Origin of the sequence: Chitinophaga arvensicola (assembly GCF_900110835.1) — a bacterium.
GTDB classification, from domain to species: domain Bacteria; phylum Bacteroidota; class Bacteroidia; order Chitinophagales; family Chitinophagaceae; genus Chitinophaga; species Chitinophaga arvensicola.
The window spans coordinates 1,103,317-1,116,976 of sequence record NZ_FOJG01000002.1 but is presented as its reverse complement, the minus strand read 5'-3'; the positions used below and the strand labels follow the sequence as shown (position 1 = coordinate 1,116,976).

At 50.1% G+C, this 13,660-nt stretch carries 12 protein-coding genes; 5 read left to right on the top strand and 7 right to left on the bottom strand.

The genetic code is table 11. The annotated features are described in order from the left end of the window. Window positions 1–5: 5 nt before the first annotated feature. The 4 genes from BMW79_RS21860 to bla all read right to left on the bottom strand — a co-directional run bounded on the left by BMW79_RS21860 (window position 6) and on the right by bla (window position 6,003). On the bottom strand, window positions 6–2,354 hold the full coding sequence (locus BMW79_RS21860; protein WP_089898082.1) for an ABC transporter permease: 2,349 nt from the start codon (window positions 2,352–2,354) through the stop codon (window positions 6–8). Between the two features lie 21 nt (window positions 2,355–2,375). Beyond that, window positions 2,376–2,528 carry a hypothetical protein gene (locus BMW79_RS33950; RefSeq protein ID WP_177192282.1) on the bottom strand — a complete coding sequence of 51 codons (153 nt, stop codon included), beginning with the start codon at window positions 2,526–2,528 and terminating at the stop codon, window positions 2,376–2,378. Window positions 2,529–2,639: 111 nt separating this feature from the next. Continuing rightward, complete coding sequence (locus BMW79_RS21855; RefSeq protein ID WP_089898080.1) at window positions 2,640–5,120, bottom strand: YfhO family protein; 2,481 nt, start codon at window positions 5,118–5,120, stop codon at window positions 2,640–2,642. A 154-nt stretch (window positions 5,121–5,274) separates the two neighbouring features. Further along, entirely contained in the window at window positions 5,275–6,003 is a 729-nt protein-coding gene (bla, locus tag BMW79_RS21850; protein ID WP_089898078.1) for a BlaB/IND/MUS family subclass B1 metallo-beta-lactamase, read from the bottom strand. Window positions 6,004–6,112: 109 nt separating this feature from the next. On the opposite strand from bla, the gene BMW79_RS21845 reads away from it, so the two are divergent. From BMW79_RS21845 to BMW79_RS21825, 5 genes are all read left to right on the top strand, one after another. Further along, window positions 6,113–6,928, top strand: coding sequence for a serine O-acetyltransferase (locus tag BMW79_RS21845; RefSeq protein WP_089898076.1), 816 nt, complete (start codon window positions 6,113–6,115; stop codon window positions 6,926–6,928). An 83-nt stretch (window positions 6,929–7,011) separates the two neighbouring features. Further along, window positions 7,012–9,063, top strand: coding sequence for a TonB-dependent receptor (locus BMW79_RS21840; protein WP_089898074.1), 2,052 nt, complete (start codon window positions 7,012–7,014; stop codon window positions 9,061–9,063). Window positions 9,064–9,279: 216 nt separating this feature from the next. After that, on the top strand, window positions 9,280–10,074 hold the full coding sequence (locus BMW79_RS21835; RefSeq protein ID WP_089898072.1) for an MlaE family ABC transporter permease: 795 nt from the start codon (window positions 9,280–9,282) through the stop codon (window positions 10,072–10,074). 2 nt (window positions 10,075–10,076) lie between these two features. Then, the gene (locus tag BMW79_RS21830) at window positions 10,077–10,850 is read left to right on the top strand and encodes an ABC transporter ATP-binding protein (protein WP_245752627.1); all 774 of its coding nucleotides are present in this window, start codon (window positions 10,077–10,079) and stop codon (window positions 10,848–10,850) included. A gap of 3 nt (window positions 10,851–10,853) precedes the next feature. Beyond that, window positions 10,854–11,879: an MlaD family protein gene (locus BMW79_RS21825; protein ID WP_089898070.1), complete on the top strand. Its 1,026-nt coding sequence runs from the start codon at window positions 10,854–10,856 to the stop codon at window positions 11,877–11,879. Between the two features lie 5 nt (window positions 11,880–11,884). Here BMW79_RS21825 and BMW79_RS21820 read toward each other — a convergent pair whose 3' ends face one another. The 3 genes from BMW79_RS21820 to BMW79_RS21810 are packed head-to-tail and all read right to left on the bottom strand — an operon-like array spanning window position 11,885 to window position 13,641. Further along, window positions 11,885–12,178 carry an isochorismate lyase gene (locus BMW79_RS21820; protein ID WP_089898068.1) on the bottom strand — a complete coding sequence of 98 codons (294 nt, stop codon included), beginning with the start codon at window positions 12,176–12,178 and terminating at the stop codon, window positions 11,885–11,887. 1 nt (window position 12,179) lies between these two features. Then, on the bottom strand, window positions 12,180–12,884 hold the full coding sequence (locus BMW79_RS21815; protein WP_089898066.1) for a 3-keto-disaccharide hydrolase: 705 nt from the start codon (window positions 12,882–12,884) through the stop codon (window positions 12,180–12,182). 55 nt (window positions 12,885–12,939) lie between these two features. Beyond that, window positions 12,940–13,641: a CDGSH iron-sulfur domain-containing protein gene (locus BMW79_RS21810; RefSeq protein WP_089898065.1), complete on the bottom strand. Its 702-nt coding sequence runs from the start codon at window positions 13,639–13,641 to the stop codon at window positions 12,940–12,942. Window positions 13,642–13,660 lie beyond the last annotated feature (19 nt).

The window sequence follows — 13,660 nt, the reverse complement described above, 5'->3', positions numbered from 1 at the left end:
TCTGCTTATTCCGACTGCAACGCCCTTACGGGATTTGCACCGGCCGCTTTCATGCCCTGGTAACTAACAGTGACCAGCGCAATCATCGTGGTAACGATACCCGCTACGGCAAACATCCACCACTGCAGTGATATGCGGTAATCAATATTATGCAGGAATTGTTGCATGGCCAGTGTGGCCAGCGGCACCGTTATCAGGAAGGCAATGAATACCGGTTTCAGGAATTCTTTCGCCAGCATATACCAGATCTTGCCGGCACTGGCGCCCATAATTTTACGGATACCTATTTCCTTGGTACGTCTTTCCGCCAGGTAGGTGGAAAGGCCGAACAGCCCCAGGCAGGAAATCAGGATAGCCAGACTGCTGGTCCAGTTCAGCATGAACCCGGAAGACCTTACCCCGGTAAACATTTTCTGATAGGAAGCTTTTACAAAATTAAATTCAAAAGGAAATTGCGGGTTGCTCTTTTTAATAGCCGCTTCAATCTTCCTCAACGCCGGCTGTGGATTGTCCGTTTTTCGCAGGCGTATAAAGAAGTGGCTCATGGAGCCGGTACCCAAATATACCACCATGGGTTCGGGCGATTTATACGGATCATTCGCCACAAAATCTTTCACCACTCCAATAATAGGATCTTTGCCCAACAGGGTGCCGATCACCGGTTCCTTCAGTCCCATTTTCTTTACGGCGGCTTCATTTACCAGGCATCCCACGGAGTCGCTGCCGAAGGCATTGCTGAAATCGCGGCCTGCGGCCAGTTGCAGCCCGGCTGTTTTTACCCAGTCGTATTGCACCCAGGTAATGGTCATGAAAAAGTTCTGATCCGGTGTTTTGCCCGGCCAGTTAATGCCGTCGGTAGCACCGCCAAATCGCAGCAGGTCGTCTGATCCGGCCGACACACTTTCTATTTCTGGAATACGCAACAGATCATCCCGCAGTACTGTAAATTTATTGGCCATATCGCCACGGGCGGGTATTTCCAATAGATGGTCCTGGTTGTATCCTACCGGGCGGTTTTCTCCATATTGTAACTGCCGGTAAATAACGATGGTAGAAATGATCAGGAATATAGAAATCATAAACTGAAAAGTAACCAGGCCTTTGCGAAAGAGACCACCACCTTTATGAGCGGTGATCACTCCCTTTAATACCTTCACCGGTTGAAAACTGCTGAGGAAAAAGGCGGGGTAACTACCCGCTACCAGGCCGGTAAACAGCAGCAGGAACAACAGTCCCAGGCTGATCTGCCAGTTCAGTAAACTGAAATCAATGTGCTTGCCCGACAAACGGTTCAGGGGAGGAATGGCCAGCCGGGCCAGCAATATGCCTACCAGCAGTGCGCCAAAGGTGATCAGCAAGGCTTCTACGAGGAACTGCAAAATGAGCGTTCGGCTGGACGCCCCGAGCGCTTTACGGACGCCCACTTCCCGCGCCCGGCGTTCAGCCCGGGCGGTAGAGAGGTTCATGAAATTGATGCAGGCGATCAGCAGAATAAATAACCCGATGGTACCCAACAGCATCATGATCTCTATACGGCCACCGCTTTGCTGCCCGTTTCTGAAACCACCATACAGATGCAGGGAGGTAAAGGGATAAGCGAACAGGAAACTGGTGGTATCCGTTTCGCCGGGGCGCACCAGGTGTTTCAGTTTTTGGTTGAAGCCGGCAATATCACTTTCGGGTTGCATCAGCGCAAAGGTTGCCAGGCTGTTGTTGTCCCAGTGGTCAATCCAGCTGGCATTCTCCAGTTCATAAAGGCGGAAGGGGAGTACTACGTCAAATTGAGTGGAACTGGTGAATGGTACATCACGGATCACCGCTGCTACCCGCAGGTCGTGCTGATTATTATGCCGGATAATATTGCCAACAGGATCTTTATCGCCGAACAGCCGCTGTGCTGCACTGGCGGTAAGCACAATGGCGCCGGGGTCCTGCAGCGCCGCAGCAGGGTTGCCTGAAATAGCCGGAAATGTAAAGATGTTGAAGTATTCCGGATCTACGTATATGCTTTGCTGATAGATACTTTTATCACCGGTCCCCAACAATTGCTGGCCGCCGTATGCCTGTCGCGCAGCGTATTTTACTTCCGGGTATTCCTGTTTTAATTTTGCCGCCAGCGGTCCGGGCATGGAGGCGCCGGTGGACCAGCGTCCTGCGCGGTACTGGTTGCTCATCAGCTGGTAAATGCTGGCTTTGTTGTGGTGAAAGGTATCAAAACTGAATTCTTCCTGCACCCATAGCAGGATAATAATACCTGTGGCCAGCCCTATAGAAAGGCCGCCGATATTGATTAAGGTGGATAGCTTGTTTTGCAGGAGATTTCTCCATCCGTGTCTGAAATAGTTTTTCAACATAGGGGAATGTTTTGTAGCATATTAAAAACCTGATGCTGCTATACAGCCATCGCCGGAGATCATCTGTTGTTTCCTTTGCGCATGTACCCCTCTCATCGTGCCTCCTCCTTTCCTGCACTGGCTGAGAAAGAACAGGGAGAAGGAGGCAGAGAAGAGCAGGTATATAGTTTTCATGCGTTGTTATTTTGGAATCAGTGGCTTACTGCTCAAAAATAGCTTAGTGCATGGGTCACTTTCCCGAAATGTGACAGAACGGACTTTCTGTGTGATGAAAACCGTTTTGTTTTATTTCGCCAGGGATTTTCTCCAGGTCCAGATAAATCCTGCTGCCACACCTATCAACAATATAATAGAAGAGATGCCGGATATCCTTCTTCCGAGGAAGAAGGTGGCAGGCTCAAATTTGAACAACACCTGATGTTTACCTGCTGGTACCAGGAGGCCACGCAGTGCATAGTTGACCCGCAGAATAGGTGTTTCTTTCCCATCTATAAAAGCTTTCCAGCCGGCGGGGTAATAGATATCGGAGAATACGGCCAGACCGGCGCCGCTGTTTTGCGTGGTATAGGTGAGGTCGTTGAGACTATATTTATCAAGCGTAATATGCGCGTTGCTGTCGGCCACCGGTTGCAGCGAGCCAACTTCCTTTTGAAAGCGGCGATCAATCACCACAGTATCAGCCGGGTTAAAATGATCCAGCGCCTGCATTTCCGCATTGGCATCCGGTACCCATTGAATGGTTTTGACAAACCAGGCATTGCCGAGGGCGCCGGGGTTGCGTTGCGCAATCGGCTGACCGGTTTTTTGATCCGGTACAATGAAGTAACGGGTGTTCAGCATATTGAATACGGCCATATTATTTTTGCTCAGCTGGTGTTCAATCAGGTCTTCATAGATCCAGAGTTTCGCCGGACTTTGCCCGCCTACGGATTTATGAAAGTAGCTGGTATTGGCATCCAGGAACGGGTTGGTAGTGGCATTGAGTACGCGGTAATATGGATCTTTATCCTGCAATATCATTTCGTCGGCCGCAGAAGGAGAGATGTGGTTATCGAGTTGCGCTACTTCCCGGAAGCTGTCTTCGTTGATATACAATTTATCAATCTGGGTAAGATCAAACCATACGGCGAAGGTCACAATGCCCAGCGCGTACTCCGGTTTCAGTTTTCCTTTCAGGAAGAACCACAATGCCGCGAATGCAATAATGATCAGTACCAGTGCACGGATACCATCTGCCTGCAAGGCGCTGCTGCGGTCCTGTTTGAGGGCGCCCAGCAGTCGTGCTGCGGGTACTTCCCCTCCGAGCATCGGTGCGTAGCGGTTCATAAAGGAAGTATCTGCGGGGCCGGCGAATCCATAAAGCAGGCTGCCGCCTACGGCCAGCAGCAGTACCAGTCCGCCGGTAACAAACAACGCCAGTTTCAGGTGTTGCTGTTGTTCGGCTTTGGTCTGTTTACCCGACACCAGTTCTTCCAGCCCCCAACAGGCAAGGATCACCATCGTTACCTGTGGAATGACCAGCGCCATAGTGGGTGCGCGGAATTTGTTGTATAACGGGAGATGATAAAACAGGAAGTCGTTTACCGCCGGGAAATTGGCCCCCCAGCTGAGTACAATACCTATGAGCGTAGCAGCGATCAGCCACCATTTGTGCCAGCTGTCTACGATAAACAGCCCCAGTACAAAGAGAAAACAGATAATAGCACCGATGTAAACAGGTCCTTCGGTGAAGGGCTGCGCACCCCAGTACAATTGCCAGGAGGGTTGTTCTACCGCTTTGGCCGCCTGCGCGGGAGGCACGCCGATATCGGTGAGTGTCTGGTATACATGCGAAGAGGTAGATAATTTTTCAGAGCTGGAACCACCTACCAGGTGGGGTAATAATAAGGTAAAGGTTTCCCCCTTGCCATAGCTCCACTGGAATGCATAGCTGATATCAAGACCGGTAGATTTCTTATTGTTCCTGTCTTGTTGGTTAAGTGATAATTCCGACTGACTGCCACGGATCGTATATTGGGTATACTCTTTCATGATCAGCAGGTTGTCCATGGCAGGCAGAATAGCCATTACGCCTGCTATCAGCAACACTGCGGAGGCTTTTGCAAAGGCTGGCAGTTCCTTTTGCCGGAAGGCTTCTACCGCTGCCGCCACGGCCAGGCACAAGGCAATGATACCGGTATAATAAGTGATCTGCGGGTGGTTGTTATAGATCTGTACCGCTGCGGACAATGCCGTCAGGCATCCGCCGGCAAGGTATTGTTTGCGGTAAGTGAGGATGATCCCGGCAAGCACAGGTGCAATGTAAGCCATGCTCATTGCCTTGGTGATATGCCCCGCATCAATACTTACAATGGTAAAAGTGGCAAACCCATAGGCAATGGCGCCCATCAGTCTTATCCAATACCGGAAGCGGAGCACACAAAGCAATACATACATACCAGCCATCAGAATGAAAAGCATGTCTACCGGGTTTGGCAGGTAGAGGGTAAAGAGCCGGTTCAGCACACCTACTTTGTTGGTAGACGGACCGGTATAAGTAACAAATGTGGGCATCCCGCCAAACATGCTGTTGCTCCACAAGGGAATGTCGCCTGTTTTTTCGTAGTAATCTGCGGCCTCTTTCTGCATGCCTTTGTAATGCATCATGTCCGATTGCAGCAGCTGTTTTCCTTCCAGCACAGGGCTGCAAAACAGGAAAGCCAGGGCTACAAAGAGGGCGATGGCGCATAGATGAGGGAGGAAGGATTTAAGCCAGGCGGGTTTCATATAAGTCTGAATTTCAGTTGTTTAGTGTGATCTATTTGATGTAGTTCCTGATGATAAATATAAAACAAGCCGGCTGTTTATAAAGTGAAATTGCCAGGTAGGTAAGTTGCAGGAGATAAGTAATCCCGTATCAGTGTTTTGTGCAAGTTGAACATCAGCGCTGTTGATTCACCAGTTCCGTCGTACGCCCCATGATCGCTTTCACCGTTCCATGCCAGTCGTCGTGCCCCGGGATCACATATTTCGGATTCGGGAATTGCTTTTTCACGCGTGCCAGGCTGGCCGGCCACGCTTTCACATTGCCATCTGCCACATTGCCGATGTCTTTGGCTTCTGCACTTTTGATGAAGCAACCGCCGTATAATACTTTGGACTGCGGGAACCACACCACGATATTGTCTTTGGAATGACCTTCACCGGGGAAGAAGGTTTGTAATTTAAGTCCATCAATATTATGGTGAACATCGTTACGAATGGTGCGTTCTGCCTGCGGATTGTTATGTTCTTTGCACAATTCTTTTGTAAGGGCGGTGCTGTAGGTGATGACGCCGTGTTTTTTCATGACATTGAGCCCGGCGGTACGGTCTTCATGAAAATGCGTAACAATACAGGCAATCACTTTAAGGTGGTGCCGCTGTTCAATCGTATCCAGCAGTTGCTGGGTCTGATCTTCACTCCAGGGCGTATCGATGATCACCACGCCACTGTCGGTTAACGCATAAACCGCGTTGGCCGCATATACCGTATTGTTAAATTCACCATACGACGTATATACATAAATGTTACCGGTCAGATGGGCGGTCTTGATCCGGAAAGGACTTTTCTGTGCAGCAATGCTGCCGGATATCAGCAGTAAGCAGATAAAAGCAAAAACTCTTCTCATAAAAACAGGATGAACCGCGAAAGTAAGACAAACATTTATTTTCCGCCCCGGAAAAGAATACCCTACTAATTTAGTAGATTATTCATATCTTACCGTCAAATCCCGCACCATGGATAACAGGCACACACAAACATTAATCAGTCTGCTGCGAAAAACGCATCATGCAGAGTGGGAGGCAACGCCCTCCGCACAGGATGCCATTTCCTGGCTGAACGATCTGGTCGGATTTTTATTCCCCGGAAATCATCTCCCAAAACAAACCTCCTACGAAGGTATCCTGAAAAAGAACCAGATAGACCTGGAAAACATCCTGCTCAGCTACCTCGACCCGAGAGAAGTACCTATAGAAGATATTGTAAACGCCTTTTATAACTCGTTGGGAATCATTTATCAGCATCTCCGTCAGGATGCCGCTAAAATTCATGAATACGACCCCGCCGCTACCAGCGTAAACGAGGTGATTGTGTCGTATCCCGGCTTTTACGCCATCACCGTGTACCGCATCGCCAACAAACTTACCCGGCTCGATGTACCCGTACTGCCACGTATTATCAGTGAATACGCCCATGGCAAAACCGGTATCGATATTCACCCCAACGCCAGTATCAACGTTCCTTTTATTATAGACCACGGCACCGGTATCGTAATCGGCGCCACCAGCATCATCGGGTCCAACGTGGTGATATACCAGGGCGTGACACTCGGCGCCCTGCACGTGACAAAAGAGCTGTCGGATGTAAAAAGGCATCCTACGGTAGAAGATAACGTGATTATCTACGCCCGCAGCACCATCCTGGGAGGCAATACCGTAATCGGGCAAAGCAGTATCATCGGAGGAAGTGTGTTTATCACGAAAAGTGTTCCGCCGTTTTCGCAGGTGTTTAATACCCACCAGGTGAGAATTACCACCAAAACAAACGTATAGCCGCTACATCACAAATACCGGCCGCTTTCGCAGAAATATTTATATCTTAAGCCGTATCAAGAACGGATAAAGATCTAACTGACATGCGAAAGAGCGTTTTGCCCGTGGGCATTTTATTAACCATGCTATCCATTTCTTCCGGCCTCCAGGCCCAGCAGGATACCCTGCAGCAGTTGCCGGAAGTAGTGGTGAAATCCTATTATTCCAAAGCCTCCCTGCAACGTGTACCCACTGCCGTGAGTATCCTGTCGCCCGCCGATATGCAGCTACAGCAAAGCGTTTCCCTGCTGCCCGCCATGAATATGGTGCCGGGCGTACGAATGGAAGAACGCTCCCCCGGCAGTTATCGTTTATCCATCAGGGGTAGTTTGCTCCGTTCGCCTTTTGGTATCCGGAATATTAAAATTTATGCAGATGATATCCCGCTCACCGATGCGGGCGGTAATACCTATCTCAATCTCATCGACCAGGACGCCATCAGTCGGGTAGAAATACTCAAAGGACCAGACGGCAGCCTCTTTGGCGCCAACTCCGGTGGGGTAGTACGCCTCGACCTGGCGCCTGCGGATACCTCCCACCTGAATGTAAACCTGCAAGGTGGCAGCTATGGCCTGTTTCATGGCAGCATCGGCTGGCAGCAGCAATGGAAGAACTACCAGGTACAGGTGTTCCAGGGATACCAGCGGGCAGATGGCTACCGCGATAATACCGCCATGAAGCGGTCTTATACCCAAACCACCCAGCGCTGGGAATATAAACCAGGCTACGCCCTGAAGCTACTGGCGTTTTACTCCGACCTGTCGTACCGCACACCCGGAGGCCTCACACTCGCACAGAGCGAGGCCAATCCGCGTGCCGCCAGGCCTGCTACGCCGACTTTAGGCGGCGCAGTGTCTCAGAAAGCCGGGATCTATAACCGCACTTTCCTCGGCGGACTGGTACATGAAGCGCAGTTTACACCACGATTGCAACATGTATTGTCCGTATTCGGCACCAACACCCATTTCGAGAATCCGTTTATTACGAATTTTGAAGTGCGGGATGAAAATACCGGCGGCTTCCGGACCTATCTCCAATGGACCAACGATCCGCGCCGGTCTTCCCCGGTGCAGTGGAAATGGCTCAATGGCGCCGAATGGCAGCAAACCACCACGGATGTTATCAATTATGGCAATAAACAAGGTAAACGCGACACCGTACAGGCAGCCGATAAATTGAAAGCCCAGCAGTACTTCTTCTTTTCCCGCTTCCAGCTGAATGTAAATGCATTCACCTTTGAAGCCGCAGCCAGTTTAAACTACTACGGTTACAGCTACAACAGCAACGGGCATACGAAAGTGAATTTCACGCCGCAATTGATGCCCCGCGTGTCTATGTCGTACGAGTTCACACCGCTGGTGGCCGGCCGCTTAACCGTGAGCCGTGGCTATTCGCCACCCGCTACCGCCGAAGTACGCGCTTCCAACAATATTATCAATACCTCCCTGCAACCGGAAACCGGCTGGAATTATGAAGCAGGGCTACGTGCTTTTTCCCGTCATCGCCGTGGAATGCTTGACGCGGCGTTCTTTTATTACCAGATGCAGAACGCCATTGTACGCCGGCTGGACGACAACGGCAATGAATTTTTTGCCAATGCCGGCGGTATCCATCAGAAAGGGATAGAAGTACAGGGCATGTGGTGGCTGCTGATTCCCCGCAATCATGGCGTATTGCGTGGTATCAAGTGGCAGGAAGGCTACACGTTCAGCGACTTCAAATTCAATGATTATATCAGCGCCGGGAAAAACTATTCCGGCAACCGCGTTACCGGCGTACCACAACACGTACTGGTGAGTAGCTTGTTATGGCAATTCCCCGCGGATCTTTCCCTGTATACCCAGCATAGCTATACCACCAGTATTCCGCTGAACGATGCCAACAGCGAATCGGCCGGCGCTTATCATCTGCTGCAAGCCAATGTAAGCTGGAAACTCCCGCTGCGCAGCCGTTGCAATATTTCCCTGCGCGCCGGGGTAGATAACCTGCTGGATGTAAAATACAGCCTGGGCAACGACCTCAATGCCATGGGCAGCCGGTTCTACAATCCGGCTCCGGGCAGGAATTATTTCGGCGGCATCCGCCTGCAACTATAACGGATGTACGAAAGCGTATTTTCCCTCCCCACTGTTGCCGGCGTAACAGTGGGGAAGGAATGTACCGTAGTGTGAACCGGCCTCCTCAGATGTAAAACATAGAAAATTATCCCCCTGAAAACCAATTCCCTCTCCTGACGGGGGCTCACATATTAACCCTCCCCCTTAACAAAAGCGGCATAGAATTGTAATAGGTGTGTAAGCATTTACATCAAGATGAGTTCTACCAACGAAAAATCGGATAAGCCGGTCATAACCGCTAAAATTGATGGATTTTTTCTCCATTTCTATAACATTGCCGCCTTTGTGGGCCGCTTTTTCAGAGAAGCGTTCCGGCCACCCATTGAGTGGGGGGAGTTTGTACGGCAGTGCTACCAGGTGGGATACAAATCGCTGGCCCTTGTTACGGTAACCGGGTTTATTACCGGAGTGGTGTTTACGGAGCAATCCCGCCCCACCTTATCGGAATTTGGGGTGACGGCGTGGCTGCCGTCGCTGGTGGCCATTGCGGTGGTGAGGGCGCTGGCGCCATTGATCGCCGCCCTGATCTGTGCCGGTAAGGTTGGTTCCAGTATCGGAGCAGAACTGGGCTCCATGAAGGTGACCGAACAGATCGATGCGATGGAAGTATCCGCCATTAATCCTTTCCGTTACCTGGTGGTAACCCGCGTAATGGCCATGACGGTTTGTTTGCCGCTACTCATGTTCTACAATGCCCTCATCGGTTGTTTGGGGTCCTACTTTGATGTACATGCCCACGAACAAACCAGCCTGGTGTCTTTTTTCGACAACGCCTTTGCACAGATCACTTTTCTCGATTATACCACTGCACTCACCAAAGCTATTCTGTACGGTTTTACCATCGGCATCGTGAGCTGCTACCAGGGCTTTAATGCCAGTCAGGGTACCATGGGCGTGGGTAAAGCCGCCAACGTATCGGTAATTGTTTCCATGTTCCTGATCTTTATTGAAGAAGTCATTATTGTTCACGTGTTTAACTCCATCCGCTAGCTATGAAAACAAACGGCCATCAGATAGATATGAATGAAACCGTGATCAGTATCCGGAACCTGTACAAATCTTTTGGAGAGAAACACGTACTACAGGGCATCGACCTCGATCTTCATAAAGGAGAGAACGTAGTGGTGCTGGGTCGTTCCGGTACCGGTAAATCGGTATTGATAAAAATTATTATCGGCCTGCTCAAACCGGATGCCGGCACCGTCAATGTGCTGGGAGAGGAAGTAGATAAGTTGGAAGATGCTGCCCTGCGGGCATTACGCCTGAAAGTAGGGTTCTCCTTCCAGAGCAGCGCCCTGTACGATAGCATGACGGTAGGCGAAAACCTGGCTTTCCCATTAACACGGAATAACCGGGACATGAGCAAAGAGCAGATCCGCAAAACGATCGATATTGTACTGGAAGCCATCGGCCTGCCGGGAACTATTAACCAGTTGCCGTCAGAACTTTCCGGCGGACAAAAGAAAAGGATCGGCATTGGCCGTACCCTCATCCTGCGGCCGGAAATTATGTTGTATGATGAACCCACTGCCGGGCTGGACCCCATTACCTCCATGGAGCTGAACAAACTGATTGTATCAGTACAGGAGCGTTTCAATACCAGTTCCATCATCATCACCCACGATCTCACCTGCGCCAAGGAAGTAGGCGACCGGGTAGCCGTGATGGATGAAGGTAAGTTTATCCGCGAAGGAAAATTCGACGAAGTATTCAGCGAGAAGGACGGTCTTATCAAAAGCTTTTACGACTATAATTTTATACAGTAAGTTATGGAAACAGGAAAAAAACGCGCAGTAATAGTAGGCATCTTTGTATTCCTGGGTCTGGCCATTTTTGTGACGGCCGTGTTTATGCTGGGTAAGCAACAGAAATTATTCAGCAAATCCATCCAGGTGAAAGCGGTCTTTAAAGATGTGAACGGTCTTTCTGTAGGCCGTAATATCCTGTATTCGGGCGTAAAGATCGGTACGGTGAAAAAGATCAGCTTCGTACGCACCAACGAGATCCTCGTGCTGATGAACATCGACCAGAGCTCCCAGGAGTTTATCCATAAAGATGTGGAAGCCCGTATCAGTTCTGAAGGATTGATGGGAAACAAGATCGTGATGCTGTCCGGCGGTAGCCCCAACATGGCCGTGATAGAAGACGGCGATCAGCTGCACGTAGGCAGCGGCTTAAGCACCGAAGAAATCATGAATACCTTACAGGTCAATAATAAAAGCCTCGTAGAAATCACGGACAACCTGAAAGTGATTACCAAAGGCATGGTAGATGGAAAAGGAACGTTGGGCAAACTGCTCACCGACGATTCGGTATACAAAAACCTGAATACTACCATGGCTGGTTTGAATGATGCAGTAGTAAATACCCGCCGGCTTACCAGCGCCTTGTCTTTATATGCGTCCAAACTGCAAACCAAAGGCGTACTCTCCAACGACCTCGTCACCGATACCCTCGTATTTGCGCAATTGCGTTCGGCCGTTGCCGGTATGAACATGGCGGCGCACAACGCCAATGAAACCGTACAGGAATTGCAGCAGGCCAGTATAGGTGTAAGGGCCAATCTCGATAACCCGGAAGCGCCCATCGGTATGCTCTTAAAAGATACCCTGCTGGCAGATGCGTTTAAAGCGACGATCTATAATCTGGAAACCAGTACCGAGAAACTGGATACGAATATGCTGGCGGTGCGCAACAACTTCCTCTTCCGTGGCTACTTCCGTAAGCAGGCCAAGCGCGAGAAGAAGGAAGCGAAGGCAAGAGAAAAAGCGGCCGCGAAAGCCGCTCAGAAATAAGAGGTTTACCTGGATTGCCAGTGTTTCATTTCTTCTTCGATAAAATGTTTCACCAGGTCGGTATACATTTTTTCAATGGCATCGGGGCTAAGCCCAGCGGCTTCGGCCCATTGACGTCTTTGCTGTAGCATGGCCCTGAATCTCTCCGGGGCCTGCACATCTTTCTCACTGGTTTTGAATTTGGCGGCTGCCTTTACATACGCAAAGCGTTTTCCCAGCAATTGCACCACTTCCTCATCTATCGAATCAATGGCGGCACGTATTTCCTGCATGTTACTGCAGTCTTCCGGTGATTTCATATCAATGTCCTTTTGCTGAGAATTTCTTAATAGGCGTGAGGTCTACTTTGCGGAACTCCACTTCTGAACCTTCCGCCTGTAAAGCGATTTGCCCTTTACTGGCTGTGGCATGGGTACCGTAATTCACTAAATCACCGTTTTCCCATACTTTGATGGCATTGCCCACGCACTCAATGATCATGGTATTCCATTCCCCCAGCGGTTTTTCGGAATTGTCCGTGAGATTGATAATGCGGCGTTGCTTACCATCTACCACTCCCCAATCCTTTTTCGGACCTCTGCGCTTTTCCATATCGGGTACGGTGATGTCTTCACTGATGCACCAGAAATCACCGGCATCGTTGTGTTGCAGCTGTACTTCTATGGATTTTGGAAACATATCATACAGGACGCGTGGTGTGGAGGCAAATACCAGAACACCGCAGTTGCCGGGTTTGCCAGGGAAGCGGTATTGTACTTCCAGCCGGAAGTTTTCATAGCTGGCGTCTGTAATGATATGACCCTGCGGATTGGCCAGGCTCACGAACACTCCATCTCTTAAAATAAAAGGCGTTTTCACGCTGGCATCCTTATCCATGGCGGGAACATCGATATGCCAGCCGCTGAGGTCTTTAAAGTTAAAAAGGCTCCGCGTTTGTGCGTGTACGTTGGCAGCTCCACCCAGCAAGGCCGCAGCCAGGAGTGAAGAGAAAAGGTATTTCTTCATAAAGGAATTTATCGGGATCTTAAAAAACTAAATATAATAAGTTTCCCGTTCCTTTTTATGGTTCAATACCATCTTTAAATTCAATGGAGGCATGCGTACCGTCGCAGAAAGGTTTATTGGAAGAGGCGCCGCAGCGGCAGAGGGTCACCCGGTTACGCACTTCGTAGGGTACGCCTTCTGCGTCTGTTACCTCAATACCACCCTGCAGCCATAGCGGTCCGCTGATGTGTTTCACGGGATCTTCCACCACACCGATGGCCGGCTCCATATCCGGTTCTACCGGTGTTTGCGATTGTTTGTTCCAGGCTACCAGGCGGCCGGATGGACAATCATTCACCTGTTGGGTAAACTGTGCCCTGGCATTTGGATCGTCGGTATCATTTACGGTATTCCATACCTGCCCGTTGGGATCGCAGAAGCGGGCAAAGGCGCAGAGTTTTTGTACATCGGTGAGCAGCATGGCCGGGCCTTCCAGCAATTCGGCTTCTTCTACGTACTCCGTATGAGCAGCGGTTTCTGTGCCATCGAAACGGATTTTCAGATGTGTATCATCACAGAAGGGTTTTTGTTTGGAGTGGCCACAGCGACAAAGATAAAAGGGCTGTTCTGTGGTGGGGAAGGTTTTGCCCCGGATCCATTTTACGGATTCTTTATGGATAGTAACGCCGATGGTTTCCATCCGTACTGGTACGATGCCGGTTACTTCATACGGGCCGTTGGGGGTCACTTTTACCTGGATGCCGGGAGCTGGTTTCATGGTGGTCGTTTTTCTTTGG

What these genes read in the sequence shown, in the direction of transcription:
- BMW79_RS21860 (WP_089898082.1), bottom strand. Translation starts at nt 2,354, where the DNA reads ATGTTGAAAAACTATTTCAGACACGGATGGAGAAATCTCCTGCAAAAC.
- BMW79_RS33950 (WP_177192282.1), bottom strand. Translation starts at nt 2,528, where the DNA reads ATGAAAACTATATACCTGCTCTTCTCTGCCTCCTTCTCCCTGTTCTTT.
- BMW79_RS21855 (WP_089898080.1), bottom strand. Translation starts at nt 5,120, where the DNA reads ATGAAACCCGCCTGGCTTAAATCCTTCCTCCCTCATCTATGCGCCATC.
- bla (WP_089898078.1), bottom strand. Translation starts at nt 6,003, where the DNA reads ATGAGAAGAGTTTTTGCTTTTATCTGCTTACTGCTGATATCCGGCAGC.
- BMW79_RS21845 (WP_089898076.1), top strand. Translation starts at nt 6,113, where the DNA reads ATGGATAACAGGCACACACAAACATTAATCAGTCTGCTGCGAAAAACG.
- BMW79_RS21840 (WP_089898074.1), top strand. Translation starts at nt 7,012, where the DNA reads ATGCGAAAGAGCGTTTTGCCCGTGGGCATTTTATTAACCATGCTATCC.
- BMW79_RS21835 (WP_089898072.1), top strand. Translation starts at nt 9,280, where the DNA reads ATGAGTTCTACCAACGAAAAATCGGATAAGCCGGTCATAACCGCTAAA.
- BMW79_RS21830 (WP_245752627.1), top strand. Translation starts at nt 10,077, where the DNA reads ATGAAAACAAACGGCCATCAGATAGATATGAATGAAACCGTGATCAGT.
- BMW79_RS21825 (WP_089898070.1), top strand. Translation starts at nt 10,854, where the DNA reads ATGGAAACAGGAAAAAAACGCGCAGTAATAGTAGGCATCTTTGTATTC.
- BMW79_RS21820 (WP_089898068.1), bottom strand. Translation starts at nt 12,178, where the DNA reads ATGAAATCACCGGAAGACTGCAGTAACATGCAGGAAATACGTGCCGCC.
- BMW79_RS21815 (WP_089898066.1), bottom strand. Translation starts at nt 12,884, where the DNA reads ATGAAGAAATACCTTTTCTCTTCACTCCTGGCTGCGGCCTTGCTGGGT.
- BMW79_RS21810 (WP_089898065.1), bottom strand. Translation starts at nt 13,641, where the DNA reads ATGAAACCAGCTCCCGGCATCCAGGTAAAAGTGACCCCCAACGGCCCG.